This window comes from Legionella moravica DSM 19234 (genome assembly GCF_000423305.1).
GTDB lineage: Bacteria > Pseudomonadota > Gammaproteobacteria > Legionellales > Legionellaceae > Legionella > Legionella moravica.
Window position 1 is genome coordinate 58,123 of record NZ_AUHS01000003.1, and the last position, 19,098, is coordinate 77,220.

A 19,098-nucleotide genomic window follows, 5' to 3' on the forward strand; every position below is an offset into this window, starting at 1 on the left:
GATTAATTTTTTCTTAATTTATTATGAGTATAATCCGTTTTCCTTTACTAACGATGAACGTACTAATGACCATTAAAAATAGCCTGGATCAACATCAACAACTTCTTCAAATCTGCAGCAATTATAAAACGCACCTGGTTTCACAGCCTAATCTGGCAGATCCGGTCATCAAAAGAAAATTAGAAATTATTGACTCATTACTTGAGTCTTTGGGAGATAATTTATATAGCATGAAAAATCAGGAACGCAGTCAATTCGTCGAACAATTTAAAAGTAAATTTATTGCTGTTAAAGGTGAACTGTCACAACATAGGGATCCGTGTTCAATCCAATTTTTAAAAAATATCGGATATGCACTATCTATTCTGTTATGCGGTAGTGGATTATTGATTTCTTTAATGACAAAAAATAGCCTGGCCTTTTGGAAATCACATGGCCAAATTACATCAGACCAAGTGTCTCAAACACTGTCTATCAAAATAGATGATAGCGAATTGGATCCCAATCAAGAATATACAGTTCAACCAGGATGGAATTCGTAAAAAGTCCTGGCACATTCTCCCTTGCCCTGATTTTCTATCACGATAGAAATACAGGCAGGGAATCTGTCGAAAAGATCAGTTTGAATTGAATCAAAATGATCATTTATATATTCAATGAGAAAGTAAACCGCCAATATCCCAATAGTACTTAAGTCTTCAAGAACAACAGAGAATGCACGATACATCCCTCAATCACGTGACAGAGGCAGCCGTATTGTATAAACTAGCTCATACCACTGCCAGGTGTGATCCATACTTGCGGATGTACATTTGGCGCAATACCTACTCTCAACATGCTAATCAATGAGAGTAAATAAAATTATCGTATGACACATGATACTAAAACATATACCCAATGCGTTAACATTGTTTCGGTTAGGGCTAATTGTTCCATTTTTGATGTATTTATATCATCATGAGTACGTTAATGCTTTTTATACCTTTATCCTGGCCGGAATTACTGATGGACTTGATGGTTGGTTAGCCCGTCATTTTAATTGGCAAAGTTTTTTTGGTTCTTTTGTTGATCCTCTGGCTGATAAACTGTTAGTAGCCTCAAGCTTTATTTCATTAGCTCTCATTGGCTCGCTACCCTGGTGGCTAGTTATTCTGGTATTCCTTAGAGATTTTACCATCTCAATGGGAGTACTGGCCTGGTTTTGGTTTATTCAACGTAAACTTGATTTTGAACCCACTTTATTAAGTAAATTCAATACCACATTTCAACTCATTCTGGTTACCCTATGCTTGTTTGAACTGGCATACTTTAAATTTTCTGTCTACTTAGTAGACTCTCTCATTTACTTAACGGCATTCACTACAGCAACCACGTATCTTGATTATATCTGGACCTGGGGTAAGAAGGCCTGGCCCAAAAAAGAACAAACGCAATGAACAAGCAATTGGCTTTAGCAATAAAACTCAACGATGAAGCTACTCTCGCTGATTTTAATTGGGAGAATAACGGTCTATTACAACAACAGCTAGCAAAGATGCTGACCTTGCAGGAAGACAGGTTACTTTATCTCTGGGGTCCCAAAGGCAGTGGAAAATCACATCTGCTGCAAGCCTGTTGCCAATCCGTCAATTTAAAACAATCGGCAATTTATCTTCCCTTGACGCTTCTTAAGGACTGGGGACCGCAAACGATAGAGGGGCTGGAAGAGCAAGATTTAATTTGTATCGATGATATAGATGCCATTGCGAATAACCCTGCCTGGGAAGAGGCCTTATTTCATCTTTATAATAGAATAAAAGATATGGAAAAAGGATTACTAATCATTTCCGGAAATCTGCCCCCAGCTAAAAGCACTATAAACCTGGCAGATCTTCGCTCACGCCTTGCCTGGGGATTAGTTATTCAACTCAATGAGTTAAGCGATGAAGAAAAAATCAAAACGCTTAAATTACATGCGTTTAAACGAGGAATTGATTTGCCCGAGAGCGTAGGGCAATTCTTGTTGAACCGTTGTTCACGTAATATGCATGATTTACATCAGCTGCTTAATCGTCTGGACGATGCATCCCTGGCAGCCCATCGTAAAATCACCATCCCCTTTGTTAAAGATATTTTAAAAATTTGAAAGACAATTCAAAACGTTTGACAATGCTCAAATTCGGTCTATAAATATTAGAGTTGGTTAGTTTTTATCCGCTCTTCGCCCAATACATTTTATGGATAAATTGAGACGAACGAATAAGCGGAGATGTTCAATGGAGAGAACTATGAAAACTCAAGATGTTATAGCAATTGATTCGTTTGTCATTGCAACTCAGACTTCTTTTTCAGGGCAATTAAGCAAAGATTTATATCGTTTTCTTTCAAAATCCTATCACCTGGCAGATCATGATGAATTTGAACGTTTGATCCTGCAACCGGAAACAGAGGGTGAATTAACAGTACTGTATGGAATGAATAAGGAAATAGCCGGATTTTCACGTATCTACAGGCACCAGGTTGATCTGAATAAAAAACAGGTGATTGTGTACTCTGCTTATATTTATCTGAATCCGCTTTATAAAGTGCGTCCAACAATAGAAAGCTCAGGGTTGACGCAAGCAATAAAAGAAAAACTGACAAACCCTCATGAAGAGATTATCTATCTCGCATTTGCAAACAACCCACTGACTTATGATTATATTTATCAGCTTAGTGATTCCATTTATCCTAAACCTTCTCAAAGAGTTCCTGAGCAAATACTGACGCTCATTAATGCTTTTAAAAGGCAATATGGATGGATTACAACCAATTCCCATCCTCTTGTGATTAATTCACCGTTGGTGCCGCTAAGAAGTCAAAGCAATTTTACAATTGATGAGGGAGATGAATTGCATGAATTTTACTTATCAACAAACCCGGATTATTTACAAGGTAATTCATTGTTAGTCTACATGCCGCTTCATTTAGCAAACATCAATTATGGACTGGATCATCTAGACTCTAATTGTGAGTACAGCCAGCAGCCTTTTCATAGCCCATCTCACTTTGGCTACTCTCCTGCCTTGAAGAATTAAGATGAAATGAGTAGATATTGTTACTGGTATTAATAACTGGATTCTTATCCTTATTGGCACTTGAGGATTCTTCTGGACTATGAGTTTCCTTAAGTGTTGCACTACTACTGACTTGTTGCCATTCAGAGATCTTGTTGATTAATGCCTTGGTATTTGAAACACGCTCCAATAAAATGTCCAATTTGCTTTCTTGATTTGCCAAATTTTCAGAATCACAGAGTTTATCTATTTTTTCTTCGTCAAGCCCAAACCAGGTACTAATCAGTTGTTTTACACCAATCCGCTCTACATTCCAGTAAAGACCGAATGCCGCAAAACCTATGCCTAATCCAAACAAAACTATTGGAAAAAAAACAGGCGACACTGCGGTCATAAACAAACTCAAAACAAATACAGCAACAGACTGGCCTGCAAAATATCCACTACCAAAAAATAACAACCCAGCCACCCAGGAAACAACGGTCTCGGCTAATTTCATGTTCTCGCTATTCAGTGCCATTTCAAATTGCTTACTCGCTTGTGCTACGGCTTTAAGGCGAAATTGCAGCATTACAATTGTATGCTCATAGAGTTCCAATTTTTGCCCTGTCAATTGAGTCAGGTCATAAGATTCCAGTGTTCTTCTAATTGCTTTAATTTCATCCAGCTGAGTTAGATAAATGTCTAGTAATTTAGGAGTATCTCTTAATTTCACTCCTAAATTCTGAGACACCTGGACGAGATCAAATCCATAAAAAACCACAATGGACAAGGCTGAAAATACAACACCAACTGCGAATATGGCTAAAGGGGGAAATGGCAAAACCGATAATAAAGAGGCAATGCTGTCAAAGCCTTCGCAAGCAGCTAATAACGTCCCGGCAATTGCCAAAAGAATAAATTTATTTTGATTACTTGATGAGGCTGGTGGCTCTGCTTTTCTAACATAGGCATTAGTGCCTGGCATGGCGGTCAAAAGATCTTTTAATAATTCAGCACGCAACGAAGCAATAATGAACTCAATTTTTTCTTTATAGGTTTTGGAAGAAGTCTCTGGAATTTTGAGTTCATCAGCCAGCCAATCAATCAATCGTACTGAGTCTACTGGGGAAACCAAAAATTCAGGAATTACAGCTTCAGGTCCATAAGCAGTGATCAATTCGTTCATTAATTTCTGAGAAGTTTCACTTAATTCAACCTGCACTCCCATGCCCGCTCCTTACTCTTTTGAATTTGAAATTTTAATATGAGGCAGTATTTATTTTTAAATTGTTCCGGTAATACCTCGCCAGTGACGACATTTTAACCAATTATAATTAAATAAACATTAAGTGATCAGTATAATAACAACTTATGGGCGTAATTTGAATTTGATATGCTGAAATAAAGGATCCTGGAACAGAATTGCAGTTAGGAGTTAGTTTTCTGAATCATTAAAAGCGCAGTACATAGGCATAAAGCACTATTATACGCCGATTTCAAAAATATGGTATCTTGGAGAAAAGTCAGATTTGCGTGCAGGTTGAGCGAAAACCATTCTGAAAAAGCGCAGCATAGATGACTATGTGAGCATTTTTCAGAATGGTTTTCGCTCAAGATGCACCAAATATGGCTTTTCAATGAGTTGTGCACAAGAGCCAGGGACAAGGCCGCGGCAAATCAAAGAGATATCACTGCCCTTAATGGCTGGGAATATACGTGGTTGAAAACTCAACTGATTCGATTTCATTATTCGAACTTTTGTTGTTTGTAGCAATATATCGGCTTAAGCGCGGTGATAAAATCCACATAATCAAAGCAATCATCAACGTTACAAGACCGATACAGGCAAACACATTAGTGTAAATAAAGAGAGACTCAACGCCAGGTTTTATGTTCTCGGGAAGCGCTGTATATGAAGCCACATAAGCCCCTATAAATCCAGCCACTGAAGAAGTCAAAAACCACATACCCATTACAAAGCCAACAATCCGGGTTGGAACCAATTCGGCAACCATAGCAACCCCGAGAGCGGAAACCAGGAGTTCTCCGAGACTTTGAAATAAGTAACTGAATATAAGCCACCAGGAAGAGACCATGCCATTATCGGTATAAAAATAGCGGGCAAAATAAAGCATCAAGAAGCTCACCGCACACATCGTCATTCCCAGAGCAAATTTGTAAGGGATTGAAAACAAAATTCCTTTGCGATTTAAGGCCCCGTAAATATAAGCTAATACTGGACTCATCAACACGATCCAGATGGGATTAAGTGCCTGAAAACTTTGTGCATCAAAAGTTATCCCCATGACATTGGGAATCACATTGTTTACCGCGAACAAATTAAGTGACGTAGGCATTTGTTGGTAAAGAGTAAAGAAAATGACCGCCTCCACCATTAAAACAAGAGCCACGAGCATTTTCATAAATGCAGCTCTTTTTTCTTTCCTCATCATCAACCCATATGCTACAAGGACCAATATGGTGATACACCACAACAAATTTTTAGCAATCATCACGTGTTGGAGTAAATAAGCGGACAGTTCAGTGAAGAATACAATGCCAACAAAGATTAAAGACCAATGCCAAAGCGTCATCTTGCGCATGTCTGCTTCAGTATTTATATGAGCAACATGGTGATGTTGAAACCAGTAATTGGCAAGCCCCAGAACAAGTCCTATTGCACTGATTAAGTATGCATACGAATAGCCGTATTGACTGGAGATAGAAGGCCCAACAATCAAAGCAACCATACTGCCTAAATTAATAGCCATATAATAAAGAGTAAACCCGCCATGCAACCGAGGATCATTTTCTTCATAACATTTTGAAAGTAAATTAGATGGGTTTGCTTTAAACAAACCATTACCCACACATATCAATCCCAAGGCCAGAAAAACATGCTCCTTATCAACAAAAGCAAGGGAAAAATAGCCTGCGACCAAGACCACCAAACCCAACACAATAGTCCTCTTGGTACCTAGAACCCGATCGCCCATATATCCGCCAATGACCACCATACCATAAACCAAAGCAGAAAAGGCTCCGAAGGTATAGTAGGATACCATATCACTGTATCCTAAATATCGGATAAAATAGAGAGTGAGAATACCCTGGACTGTATAAAAACCGAATCTCTCCCACAATTCCAACATAAAAATCATGTGAAATGCGCGCGGTTGTTCACGTAATAAATTCAGCATGAGTCCTTATTCCTTAAGGAGGGTAAAATTTTAAATTATAGGAATTTTTTGCTTTTTGCAACGGACTTTCAAAGATAAATATTATGGAGTCAGGGATGCTCACTAACCGCTTCATTTTCCCCTTCATCTTCAGTATCGACAACTTCTGAATCCATGTTCGCATCAGGAGTTGGCTCTGGCTTAAATAATAAAGTTCGTTTCGGTTTTAAACCATCCCCATCCAGTTCAGAAACATTGTCTGATTCATCAGACTGTTCATGCTGATGCTCCGAGTATTCTTTAATAGCCTCCTTGCTCATTAAACTAGCCAATACAACGGCAGTAGAATCGACTTCGTGAACCATTAATCCATGCTCGGGTACAAAATCTTGAGAAACAGTTGGGGCAATGACTTTGCTCTCAGGAAACTCATCATCAGGAATCTCACTATTAGTGACCGCACTATTGAGCAATTGATCATCAGGTGATATTGGACTGGATACAGGGTTATTGGACTCTAAAATATTCTCTAAAACGGCCTTATGACTATCCTCCAGCTGATGATCGTTCTCCAAATGCTCTTTTGACTCGTTTTGAACTGGCTCTTCAGTGGGTTTAAATTGATTGATTAACCAATTACCAAGGAATTTAAATACCGGGGTCATTAACCTTGCGAAAAGATAAACCCCACCGGCTATCGCAGCACCAGCGAGTATCCATCCACCTACAGGAGGAACAAATAAGGTCACCACAAGGCCAATAATGGATAGTGACGTTAAACCAATACCAATGCTTTTATCCAGTACACGCATCATACCGACACGCGCTATTTTTTGTTCTATATGGAGCTCTTGATTTTTCAAATCAGAAAGTAGCGATTTTTGTGAATTATAGCGCTCTTCTAAATCCTTAATGTTCAATGCCAGCAATTCATCCCCGGTCGATGCAGTCAATTGTTGTTCTAAATCTTTAGCCTCTTCCTGGAGAGTTTTCATCTCCTCCTCTGCCTTGATAATTTCTTCATGGAGCAACTTTCGCTCTCTACCCAGTTTGTATTGATTGATAAGGGTTCGAGCCAATAAAAAGATACCAAAAACCAAACCAGTCCCCGCGCTAACAAAAGCAATCACTGGAGCAGTCACTGGACTAACGAGAGCGGTTATTGTAAGACCTAATAAAAATGCGGAATAAGCCCATCTTAAGTTAGTACTCATTTTAATAGGAATTTTTTCATTAAAGAGATAGGCTGCAAAATAAATCAAAGGGATACGGACAAAATCAAGAATAGCCATGGCAAGCACTGCGTAATGAAATCCATGGGCTATCGATTCGTTTCCAAAAGAATCATTCACTTCAGTGACGCGTTCGCCTATGTTGATAGCGGTATCTGCTGCATCATCAAACTTTAGAGAAAATTTTGATACCCAGGGAATTCGGGCTAAGGCCGATCTTAATAATGATTTTTTGGTTAAAGGAACCAATGTGTAATTGACAGGAGCTTGAATAGCCTTCAAAACCTCAATCTGCCCTGTTTTATCCTGCTCATCTTCTTTTACACCACTATCGAGTACCATAGTGTCACGCATCAGTGAAATATCTGTATAAATAATATACCAATTAATTCTTAAGATAAAATGACGTGTCATTTCTTCCTTGGAAATTTTCATTAAAATCAGCTATATTTTCCAATATAATAATTAAAAAAAAATCACGATGGTTAAAAAAGCCCTTTATCTAGCAGGTGGTGGTGCCCGAGGCGCCTATCAAGCAGGCGTTCTGAAAGCAATCGGTCATATACTGCAAACCAAAAAACTTCCCTTCGATATGGTGAGTGGAGTGAGTGTCGGCAGTATCAACGCTGCCGTACTCGTAGAAAACGCCGATGATTTTCCTGCTGGACTGGATAAACTGGAATCTATATGGGGCGAAATTCATTGCCAACAAATATATAAAGCCAGTAATTATGAACTAGGCAAATCCGTGATGCGAAACCTGAGTACCTTGATAATAAAACAACGTCAGGCGGGTCATCTTCTGGATACCTCCCCTTTGCGCCAATTTCTTGAAGAAACCATAGATTTCACTCGTATTGAGCAAAATATTGCAGCAGGTAATCTGGATACCTTCGAAGTTTTAACTGCACGCTATGAAACACACCAAACCATTTCGTTTTATGATCATTGCCAACCTGAATTTGAAGATTGGAATTACCCTCGTCATAGCAGTCAACGAGCAACGATTAACGCTGAGCATATTTTAGCATCCAGCGCCTTACCTTTATTCTTTCCGCCAATTCATCTTGATGGATTTCATTACGGTGATGGAAGCGTGGGACTTGGTACTCCGCTAAGAGGGGCAATACGATCTCATGTCGATAAAATCATGATCCTGGGTACAAGAGAACTTCCTGAATTCACGGACCCTGAAACCTTACGAAACGGTGACATTGCATTTGCTCATATATTGGGAAATATGATGAATGGGTTGTTCCTGGACAATCTTGATAGAGATATTGAGATGGTCAACCGGATGAATGAAATAGCTACTCTTCTGTCCATGTGGAAAAAGCGCCGTTCGCCATGGCGACCAATAACAACCCTACACCTTCGCCCAAGCAGAGACATGGCTTCTGTAGCACAAGAACACTTTCAAAGTATGCCGGCTTTACTCCGTTATCTGCTCAACATTCTGGGAGCAAAGAGCCACTCAGGTGACCTTTTAAGCTTTTTGCTTTTTGAAAAAGAATTTACTCGTGTGCTGCTTGATCTAGGCTATCAGGACACGATTGCATCTGCTGATGAAGTGACCGCTTTTTTTAGTTAGTTAGTAACTACCCACGTCATCCCGTTCGCAGTGAGGGATCTCCTGTCTGGTGGCACAATTTTAAAGAATCAAATGGGGCTAATGTGCCAAATGCAATTTGGTTAAATCTTACCAGTGTTGCACTGGAAATCTGAATACCATATAAATCAGAAAATATCGGCTGAAACCTGTTTTCAGGAATAAAATGCTGGAATTTTCGTGAATATGGGCTTCCAGCTTTTTTAGCACAGCAGAAGTTCTCATTCAGTTATTTGGTCATGAGCAAATAATTTTTCAAGTGTTTTGAACTTATTGATTACGTGCCTTTTGCTGGAGATCCCTCACTGCCTTCGGGAGTTGGTAGTTACGTTAATTAATCGATGTAAAATATTTGTTCAATATTTGCGATTGTAGTGATGTTTAACTACATTTGAATTAAATATAATTACAGAATTAACATATGTCTACAAAACTATACAAGCTAGAGTGGATAACCATTTGAAAGAAGTCGGAGATGGCATTTTAAAAATGCTAGGAGTTATAACGAAATAAGCCTTAAAATACTATCAAATAAAGGGAATTTAAAAGAAATTCATATAGTGTCGAAATAGCTAAAACCCACTATTTTTAATTCGTTGTAAACAAGTCGTCGTTGCGATCGAAGTGAAGCAGTACAACATGTTAGCAAAGGCTCGATCTGGATTGCTTTGCTAACGCTCGTAATGACGTTCCTTTATGCAATAAACAAATTGTGATCACATCCCCCTATCAGGACGCAAAAATTTTATAACCGGCTCTGAGGATGGCCTAACTCCATTCCAAATATAAAAGGCTTCTGCAGCTTGTTCGACTAACATGCCCAAACCATCAACAGCCTGACATCCCATCGCTTTTGCGTACTTAACAAAGGGAGTGATGCCCTGTTGAGTGTAAGCCAGATCATAACACAACGGACTGTTTCTCATGACTTCTTCTGGCAAAACCAACCCATGTCCCTCGAGGCTGGCTGAAGTTGCATTAATTATCAAATCGAAAATCCCGCTCACTTTATCCAGGTGGTTCACTCTGATTTGCGGGAAGGCCTTCTGCAGCTCTTCCGCTTTTTCAACAGTCCGATTGGCAACTGTTATTGAATTGGGGTTCATTTCCAATAAAGGATAAAGAATGCCTCGAGTCGCCCCACCTGCTCCTAAAATTAATATATTTGTATTTTGCAGTTCAAACATGCGGGTTAAATCACAAACCAAACCAATTCCATCCGTATTATCTGAATGCAGAATGTCATCCTTCATCCACAATGTATTCGCTGCACCAGCTAATGAACAACGAGGGGTGCGTACTTTTGCCAATTCAAATGCTCGTTGTTTATAAGGCAGCGTCACATTAAGTCCTTTGCCTCCGAGGGCAAAGAACTCAATGACCTGTTGCTCCAATGAAAAATCCTCTCCTTTAATTTGTTCATAAGTCAAAGATATCTTCATTTGTCGAGCAAATTGCTGATGGATCACAGGTGACAAACTGTGTCCGATCGGATTTCCTATAACTGCAAATCGTTGTAACATTATTTGGCCTGCTCATACTGTTCAATCTCATTAACCCATGACTAATTCATTGTTGCATCATTAAACTTGAATCCATCAATTTTTTATTGCATCTACTTTAGGTATCTACTACCAGATGCCCTGTAGTCAGGGTCACTTACGCTCTAGAGCGCCATTAAGACCTTGAACCAACGACTGTTCTAAATTTGAACAATTCCATACCAAAGCCTATTATTAATAATACCATAGAAAAAAAGGCTGATTTAAACCATGCCCAGTAAAATGAGCCAGCTGACCCAACATGCATTACTATACCAGTTGATCACAAGTGAAGAGCGTTATCAAAACTTCATGAATGCATCTTCAGACGCCATTTTTGTGCATGACTTAAATGGCGTTATACTGGATGTTAACAATGAAGCGTGCATCTCTTTAGGATATTCTCGTCAACAACTCATCAATTCTTATGCTTGGGAAATAGAGATTGCTATTACACAAGAAACAATCAAACAAAATATTATAAAACTAACTTATGGACCTTTTAATCTAGAAGGTCTGCACAGAAGAAAAGATGGTTCTACTTTTCCTGTTGATGTGCGATTAAGTATGTTTAGCACTATGGGGAACCAATTTGTATTAGCTATCGTTAGAGATATATCAGAGCAAAAACGAGCAGAAGCGACGATAAAAAAATTAACCCGTGCACTGGACCAAAGCCCATTATTAATTGTTATTACCGACAAAGCAGGTACTATCGACTACGTTAACCAGCAAGTTATCAAGAGAACAGGTTATAATAATCACGAAATTGTCGGCAAAAATTTCCTGATTTTAAAATCAGAAAATGCGCCCCTGGACACGTATCAATCCATTTTAGAACATTTAACAAAAAAGAACGAATGGCATGGAGATTTATTAATCAAAAATAAAAAAGGTGAGCATCTTCAGTTCACAGGAGTTTTTTCACCATTACGTGATGAAACAAATAACCAAATTATTCAATATTTAATTGTCATCGAAGAAGTACCAAAGAAAAAGAATTCGAAATAATGCTTTTCAGAGATTATTGGGCCAATTTCCTGTCCTGCAATTGAACACTGGTCAAAAAACAAACGAGTTTAATCCATTAACTATAAGAATCAACCGGATACTAGGGTCTGTTGACCATTCAAGTTTCGACGTCCCGCGACTTCTTCGCGGGATCCAATCCAATCTTTATAGGCGCAATATATTCTTGTTTTGCGCAAGATCTATCGATTCCGCGAACAAGTCGCGGAAAGTAGGCTTGAACATAATGAAATATAAACAGCCCCTAATAATGGAAAATGTCTTAATCCATGGAGCAGTTTTATCAATAATTGAAAATAATGATCATTTTATGTAGACATAATTCACAAGCTTTGTTACAGATAGAACTGATTTAGCTCATCATCAACAGAGGATGTAAGTACAGGAGGACTTCATTTTTTCTTAAGTATTTTATGCATATAATCCAATTATTGATCTAGTCAAGCATTTAAATGGGGTTGCCTAATGGCTTTAAGTGAGAAAATAAAACTCGAAAGTTATAATACTCTGGTTCATTTATACCAGAGCAGATTGAATGAAACAGACAAGGAGATACTGAATCATATAAATAATTATGCTGCAGATAATGATATACCTTTACATCTCCAGGGAAAGGCTATTACTGATTATTTAGTCAATCAAATCAAACTGGCGAAATCAGAACATAATGAAGATTTACCTGGAACGGCCAATCTGATCTATGGATTAGTTCTTGAGCACATGGATTCTCTCTCAAAATCAAATAGAAGCAGGCACAGCAACCAAGGGAGGTTTGATCTGTCAGGGCTTCATACGCGTTCTCCCAGAGATCAAATGCAAGATCATGACATGACCTTACTGATGCCCAAATCGACTGGCAATATTTCAGTTATGGCAGTACTTAATCGCTTTGATCACAGTTCAGCATTGGCGATCCAGGATGTTCTGGCCAGCGAATTATTCAATGAGGTAATTCAACACGTTATCATCCCGATTGGTCCAGGGCACTGGCGTGGAGCGTATTTAACCAAACCATCAAAAGATGGGGTTATATACGACCTTGAGCTATTTGACCCTTATGGCCGCTCCGGTGGATCTGCAATCAAAGACTACACACTAAATTTGTTAGAGCAATGTGGGATAAACAGAGAATTAATCCGCATAAACTATTCAGGTCCTGCACACCCACAGGGAGATGCTTATTCCTGTGGTGATTTTACCTGCGCGTACAGTCACAAAAAAATGCAAGAATTAGGAGCACCAAAAGGCTCGTACAATAATAATCTCATTGCAACTCTTGATAACTTAGGTAATCAATATGATGCACTCCGAATGGCAACCCGTGCAGAGATTCAACTAATACTTGAAGGTCGACGTGTTAATCCATCACCGGTAGAGTCTGTTGGTTCTTCTGATGAAACGATAAAAAATCCGGAGCAGCCTGAATCGCCCATAGTTCCAATATTGCCTCATTTAAGAGATGATGCAGTAAAACCTGAAATGGATCAGGGAACACATACAGCCAAAATCAAACCAGCTATTAAATCGAGTTCAGATGGTATAACAACTGAAATCACTAATCTGTCTTCTGGTGCCCGTATTGGCATTGAGGCAGGCAGCGTAGCCGGAGCCACTGGAATCGGAGCATTGATTGGTGGATTGATTGGTTTTTTTGCCTTACCAATAGTGGGCGCTCTCGTAGGTTCATTGGTAGGTGCCGGGATTGGTCTATTGTTGTCAACTGCAGCAGCCGGTTTAGGCCGCCTTTTATGGAGTAATGATGCAGGCAACCATCAAAAATCCTCATTAAAATCAGATAATAACGAGGCAGCAGCTTCCAAATCCAACTCTTGTGCAATGAGAGATCTCCCCAAACAGGAACTCGCTGCGGATCAAGAACCGATAATTAGCCCCCCTCTGTTTCAACCCTCATCCCCCCAAACACCCAGGGACGCAGACAACACGGTAGAAAACAGTCCAAATGGCCCAAAGTAATAGATATCACGGCTGTCCCATTAAAAATATGACGTCTTTCCGAGCGTAGCGAGGAATCTCCTGCAAGGTTGCACGATCCCATTACAATGCGGCCATTAAAATCATATCAAGAGTTGAGTCTCCCCAGCCAGCCTTTTTCTGCAGGCGCCTAATGCTCATATCCTTAAATTTCTTTTTGGTATTTTATAACATGCTCCTGAAAATATGCCGAACCATCGCCATATTTTCAGGAGCATGATCTTTGCGTACGCGAGAATCATCTTCACGTAATATAACGTCCAAGACCCAATGTAGACTGTTCTCGACAGCCTAGTAACTACGAATAGTCTGAGCAATTTGTTTAGCATTTGCAACCAAGCTGCTGATAAGGTAATGATAATTAATGCATTAATTCAGATTGTGCCAATTTGCAGGAGATTCCTCGCTACGCTCGGAAAGACGTCACATTTTTAATGGGACAGCCGTGTAATAGATATTAGGGGCTGTTGACTTTTCATTATGTTCAACCTACTTTCCGCGAGTTGTTCGCGGAATCGATAGATGGGGCGCAAAGCAAGAATATATTGCGCCTATAAAGAGTGAATTGGATCCCACGAAGAAGTCGCGGGACGTCGAAACTTGAATTGTCAACAGACCCTAAAATGGCTCAACGAATATTGTACCGTTGAGCCGTATATCTACAACTTTTTACCCGTTAATAATCAGCGCTTTAACTGATTACCAAACTCTTGTCGACCACTTCGCGCAAGTCACGAGACAAATCTTGTTTTGCTAACTGCTTTAATTGATCGCTCATTAATATTTGTCTTGATTTATCATAACGTTTCCATCGTGTGAAAGGCGTTGCCAATCGAGCGGCGATTTGAGGATTTAATTTATCAACAATCAATAACATATCGCTCAAAAATTGATAACCACTTCCATCAATCGCATGAAAATTACGAGGATTGGCCATACAGAATGCACCTATAACTGAGCGCACTTTATTGGGATTTTTAATACTGAATTCAGGATGATTCAGTAATTGTTTAACATGATTTAGTGCTTCAGGTAATTCTGAGGCAGCCTGGAGAGCAAACCACTTATCCAGCACTAAATCATCCTGAGACCATTGCTGATAAAACTCATCAATAGCCTTGATCCGACTCCCCTCATCAGCTGAATTCACCAGTAAAGCAAACCCAGCAATTTGATCCGTCATTGTTTTCGCTGATGCAAATTGCTGTTTGCAGAGCGACAGATTGTCCTTTTCATTCGCTTTCATCAACAGCCACAAACAGACATTTCGTAATTTTCTTCGTCCATAAGCCTGGCCATGCATTTGATGATCTTCTGCTTGCCATAATTGGTTGTAAGCCTGTGTCAAAGAATCATACAAACGAATACCTAACTGTTTTCGAAAATAATCACGTACTGTTTCAACCAGACTGACATCGACTTCTTTTAAAGAGGCGGCAACCTCTTCGAATCCAGGAGGAGTTAATAATTCAGCACGCAAATCGGCATCCAGTGATTCATCAAGCAATACATGCTCAAATGCAGAGATTAACGGCTCAGGAATATGCCATTGAGTTGAGGGCCGGTTTAAACAGTCATCAATACAATTCAATACCAAACGCTGCGCGGCATCCCATTTGGCATAACCGTCAGTTTCGTACCGCAGTAAAAAGATTAAATCATCCTGAGTTAATTCATCCTTTAAACGAATAGGCGCGGAAAATTCACGTAATAGTGAAACCACTGGTTGTTCACTTAATCCAGCGAACACAAAGCTTTGCTCATGTTCTTTCAGTTCTAAAATATCCTTTTCAACAGGCATCATGTGCCCTTTTGAATCAAATAATGCAATCCGAATAGGAATATGGAATGGTTTTTTATCATGACTATCGGGCGTAGGTTGGCAGCTTTGCTGCATAGTCAATGTTAAACGTCCATTAGAGTAATCCGATTTAACCCGTACTTCAGGAGTGCCAGCCTGGCTGTACCAATATTTAAATTGAGTCAGATTGACGCCATTTGCATCTTCCATGGCCGCAACAAAATCATCAATAGTGACCGCCTGGCCATCATGCCGTTTAAAATAAAGATCCATGCCGCGTCTGTACCCTTCCTTTCCTAGCAAAGTGTGCTGCATGCGAATGACTTCCGCTCCTTTATTGTATATGGTAGCGGTATAAAAATTGTTGATTTCCTGATACGACTCCGGTCTTACTGGATGTGCCATGCTACCCGCATCTTCAGGAAATTGTTGGCTTCGTAATGCTTTTACATCCATAATTCGATTAACATCCCTCGAATTCATATCTCGGGAAAATTCCTGATCACGAAATACCGTTAATCCTTCTTTTAAACTTAATTGAAACCAGTCTCTGCACGTGACCCTGTTTCCTGTCCAATTATGAAAATATTCATGGGCAACGACTCCCTCTACATCAGCAAAATCCTGATCCGTTGCAGTATCAGGGCGGGCAAGAATGTATTTTGAGTTAAAGATATTTAATCCCTTATTTTCCATAGCACCCATATTAAAGTCGCTTACTGCGACTATCATAAAAATATCCAGATCGTATTCTCGGCCATAGACCTCTTCATCCCATTTCATTGATTTTTTCAACGATTCCATGGCATGAAAACATTTATCTTCATTGCCTGGTTCAACGTAAATGCGCAAATCCACTGTTCGACCAGAACAGGTGATGAACTCATCACGAATACTTGCCAAATTACCAGCTACCAAAGCAAACAAATAAGATGGCTTCTTAAAAGGATCCTGCCAAACCACCCAATGACGGCCATCGGGCGTTGAGCCTGAATCCACCAGATTTCCATTGGATAATAGAACGGGATAATGTGTTTTATCAGCAGTTATCCTGGTCGTGTAAGTTGCTAAAACATCTGGCCGATCTGGAAAAAAGGTAATGCGTCTAAAACCTTCCGCTTCACATTGAGTACAGAATAAATGATTGGAACGATAAAGACCGGATAGCTGAGTGTTATTTTGAGGTTGAATTCGTGTCACTATCTCAAGACTTGCTTCATTTGGACACTGATCAATAATCAATGCCTCATCATCCAGGGTGTAATCAGAAGATTCAAGCAAACGGCCATTCATCTGTATCTGAACAAGTTCTAATTCATCACCATACAAGACCAAAGCGCCTTCATGTTGACGGTTTAATGTGATGATGCTTTTAACTAAAGCATGGTCGTCATATAAGTCTACATTTAAATCTACAGTATCAACTGAAAATACAGGGGCTTGGTAATTTTTCAAGTAAATGGTAGTGTCTGGCATAGTCATTGCATTCCTATAAAAATAACATATAGTTTATTGATTTATGTATCAAATTAATTTGTTTAGTCTACTATACTAAGAAATAAAAGAAGTTATTTGTTGGTTTTACCAGCGATAAGAACAAAATGCAAAAAATAATAATAAAGAATCACGTTATATCCTAAACAAGGATAAGTAAAAGGGGATGGCACATGAATACACAAGATTTTTTAGCCGGCTATACCAAACGCTTTGTTGAGAACAAAGAAGAGGACATGAGTCTGGACGAATACCTGGAACTATGCAAAACAGATCCTTCAGCATATGCCAACCCGGCAGAACGTTTACTTATGGCCATTGGCGAACCCGAATTGATTGATACACGCCATGATCCGGTATTATCACGTATATTTTCCAATAAAATAATTCACCATTACTCTGTATTCAAAGAATTTTATGGAATGGAAGAACCCATAGAACAAATCGTGGGTTTTTTAAAGCATGCGGCTCAAGGGCTTGAAGAAACCAAACAGGTTCTTTATTTGCTCGGCCCTGTCGGTGGCGGTAAATCCTCTATTGCGGAGAAATTAAAGGATTTAATGGAAAAAACTCCGTTCTATGCCATCAAAGGTTCCCCTGTATTTGAATCCCCCCTCTCATTGTTTAACCCACAGGAAGATGGAGAATTACTTAGAGAGAGATTTGGCATCCCGACACGATATTTACGCTATTTAATGTCGCCATGGGCAGTCAAACGATTACAGGAATTTAATGGAGACATTAGTAAATTCCGGGTAATTAAAGTCAAACCCTCCCGTCTGAAACAAATTGCTGTTGCCAAAACAGAACCAGGTGATGAAAACAACCAGGATATTTCTTCTCTGGTGGGTAAAGTAGACATCCGAAAATTGGAAGAATTCTCTCAGGATGACCCGGATGCTTACAGTTATTCTGGCGGACTTTGCCGAGCGAACCGCGGCTTATTAGAGTTCGTTGAAATGTTTAAAGCGCCCATCAAGGTACTCCATCCTTTGTTAACGGCAACTCAGGAAGGCAATTACAATGCAACCGAGGGTTTATCCGCCATACCATTTGAAGGAATAATTTTGGCTCACTCAAACGAATCGGAATGGCAAACCTTCAGGAACAATAAAAATAATGAAGCGTTTATCGATAGAATCAATATAGTCAAAGTTCCCTATTGTCTTCGCGTTTCAGAAGAAATCAAAATATACCAAAAACTCATAGACAACAGCTCTTTGGCTAAAGCCCATTGCGCCCCCGGCACTCTGGACATGCTGGCTCAATTTTCTGTATTAACTCGATTAAAAGAGCCTCAAAACTCAAGCATTTACTCTAAAATGCGCGTTTATAATGGAGAAAGTTTAAAAGACACGGATCCCAAAGCAAAATCCTATCAGGAATATCGTGACTTTGCCGGTGTCGATGAAGGCATGAACGGAATTTCAACTCGGTTTGCATTTAAAATACTGTCTAAAGTATTTAATTTTGATCACACTGAAATTGCAGCAAACCCCGTGCATTTGATGTACGTCCTGGAAAGACAAATCGAGCAAGAACAATTTCCTCAAGAGGTTCACGAAACCTACCTGAGCTACATTAAAGAATATTTAGCCAGTAAATACGTTGAATTCATCGGTAAAGAAATACAAACAGCTTATCTCGAATCTTATTCTGAATACGGACAAAACATTTTCGACCGTTACATTACCTATGCTGACTTCTGGATACAAGATCAGGATTACAGAGATCCGGATACTGGTGAGATTTTCGATCGCGGATTATTAAATCTTGAGTTGGAAAAAATTGAAAAGCCGGCAGGCATTTCAAATCCTAAAGATTTCCGTAATGAAGTAGTGAATTTCGTATTGAGAGCAAGAGCCAATAATAGGGGCAAAAATCCTGTATGGAACAGTTATGAGAAATTAAAATCGGTCATCGAGAAAAAAATGTTTACGAATACCGAGGATTTGTTACCCGTTATTTCGTTCAATGCAAAAGCCTCTGAAGACGATAAGAAAAAACATGAAGAGTTTATATCTCGCATGGTAGAAAAAGGCTACACACGAAAACAAGTTCGGTTACTTTGTGAGTGGTATTTACGAGTACGTAAATCGCAATAAGGGTCTAATCCATAACTCAAATGTTATGAAACCAGTCAAGGTTGGAGGTCTGAGAAAGAAACAGACTCAGACGACAAGAGAGCACTATCTCTCTCAGCC

13 protein-coding genes are annotated in these 19,098 nt (G+C 39.4%); 8 read left to right on the top strand and 5 right to left on the bottom strand.

Features of this window, described 5'->3' with window-relative positions:
• Positions 1-65 precede the first annotated feature (65 nt).
• The 4 genes from G543_RS0100250 (at position 66) to G543_RS0100270 (ending at position 3,056) form a co-directional block, all read left to right on the top strand.
• Positions 66-542: a hypothetical protein gene (locus tag G543_RS0100250; RefSeq protein ID WP_028382729.1), complete on the top strand. Its 477-nt coding sequence runs from the start codon at positions 66-68 to the stop codon at positions 540-542.
• A gap of 333 nt (positions 543-875) precedes the next feature.
• Positions 876-1,436 (top strand): CDP-alcohol phosphatidyltransferase family protein, encoded by a 561-nt coding sequence (locus tag G543_RS0100260; protein ID WP_028382731.1) that lies wholly within the window; start codon positions 876-878, stop codon positions 1,434-1,436.
• On the top strand, positions 1,433-2,125 hold the full coding sequence (hda, locus tag G543_RS0100265) for a DnaA regulatory inactivator Hda (protein WP_028382732.1): 693 nt from the start codon (positions 1,433-1,435) through the stop codon (positions 2,123-2,125). The genes G543_RS0100260 and hda overlap by 4 nt, the downstream gene beginning before the upstream one ends.
• 142 nt (positions 2,126-2,267) lie before the next feature.
• The gene (locus G543_RS0100270; protein ID WP_028382733.1) at positions 2,268-3,056 is read left to right on the top strand and encodes a hypothetical protein; all 789 of its coding nucleotides are present in this window, start codon (positions 2,268-2,270) and stop codon (positions 3,054-3,056) included.
• On the opposite strand, the gene G543_RS16775 is transcribed toward G543_RS0100270, so the two are convergent.
• From G543_RS16775 to G543_RS0100285, 3 genes are all read right to left on the bottom strand, one after another.
• Complete coding sequence (locus G543_RS16775; RefSeq protein WP_051190531.1) at positions 2,983-4,245, bottom strand: hypothetical protein; 1,263 nt, start codon at positions 4,243-4,245, stop codon at positions 2,983-2,985. The two genes, G543_RS0100270 and G543_RS16775, sit on opposite strands and share 74 nt — an antisense overlap.
• Before the next feature lie 469 nt (positions 4,246-4,714).
• On the bottom strand, positions 4,715-6,217 hold the full coding sequence (locus tag G543_RS0100280) for an oligopeptide:H+ symporter (protein ID WP_028382734.1): 1,503 nt from the start codon (positions 6,215-6,217) through the stop codon (positions 4,715-4,717).
• A gap of 89 nt (positions 6,218-6,306) precedes the next feature.
• Positions 6,307-7,863, bottom strand: coding sequence for a hypothetical protein (locus G543_RS0100285; RefSeq protein ID WP_035921104.1), 1,557 nt, complete (start codon positions 7,861-7,863; stop codon positions 6,307-6,309).
• Between the two features lie 46 nt (positions 7,864-7,909).
• Here G543_RS0100285 and G543_RS0100290 point away from each other — a divergent pair, with 46 nt between their 5' ends.
• Positions 7,910-9,019, top strand: a complete 1,110-nt coding sequence (locus tag G543_RS0100290; protein ID WP_028382736.1) for a patatin-like phospholipase family protein — start codon at positions 7,910-7,912, stop codon at positions 9,017-9,019.
• A 734-nt stretch (positions 9,020-9,753) separates the two neighbouring features.
• On the opposite strand, the gene aroE is transcribed toward G543_RS0100290, so the two are convergent.
• Entirely contained in the window at positions 9,754-10,560 is an 807-nt protein-coding gene (aroE, locus tag G543_RS0100295) for a shikimate dehydrogenase (RefSeq protein WP_028382737.1), read from the bottom strand.
• Between the two features lie 249 nt (positions 10,561-10,809).
• On the opposite strand from aroE, the gene G543_RS0100300 reads away from it, so the two are divergent.
• A complete protein-coding gene (locus tag G543_RS0100300; protein ID WP_028382738.1) occupies positions 10,810-11,589 on the top strand; it encodes a PAS domain-containing protein in 780 nt (259 codons plus the stop codon).
• A 483-nt stretch (positions 11,590-12,072) separates the two neighbouring features.
• On the top strand, positions 12,073-13,581 hold the full coding sequence (locus tag G543_RS16780; protein ID WP_051190532.1) for a DUF456 domain-containing protein: 1,509 nt from the start codon (positions 12,073-12,075) through the stop codon (positions 13,579-13,581).
• 709 nt (positions 13,582-14,290) lie between these two features.
• Here the strand turns inward: G543_RS16780 and pepN are convergent.
• Positions 14,291-16,876: an aminopeptidase N gene (pepN, locus tag G543_RS0100310; protein ID WP_028382739.1), complete on the bottom strand. Its 2,586-nt coding sequence runs from the start codon at positions 16,874-16,876 to the stop codon at positions 14,291-14,293.
• Between the two features lie 191 nt (positions 16,877-17,067).
• Between pepN and G543_RS0100315 the strand changes: the two genes are divergently transcribed.
• Entirely contained in the window at positions 17,068-18,999 is a 1,932-nt protein-coding gene (locus G543_RS0100315) for a PrkA family serine protein kinase (protein WP_028382740.1), read from the top strand.
• Positions 19,000-19,098: the final 99 nt, after the last annotated feature.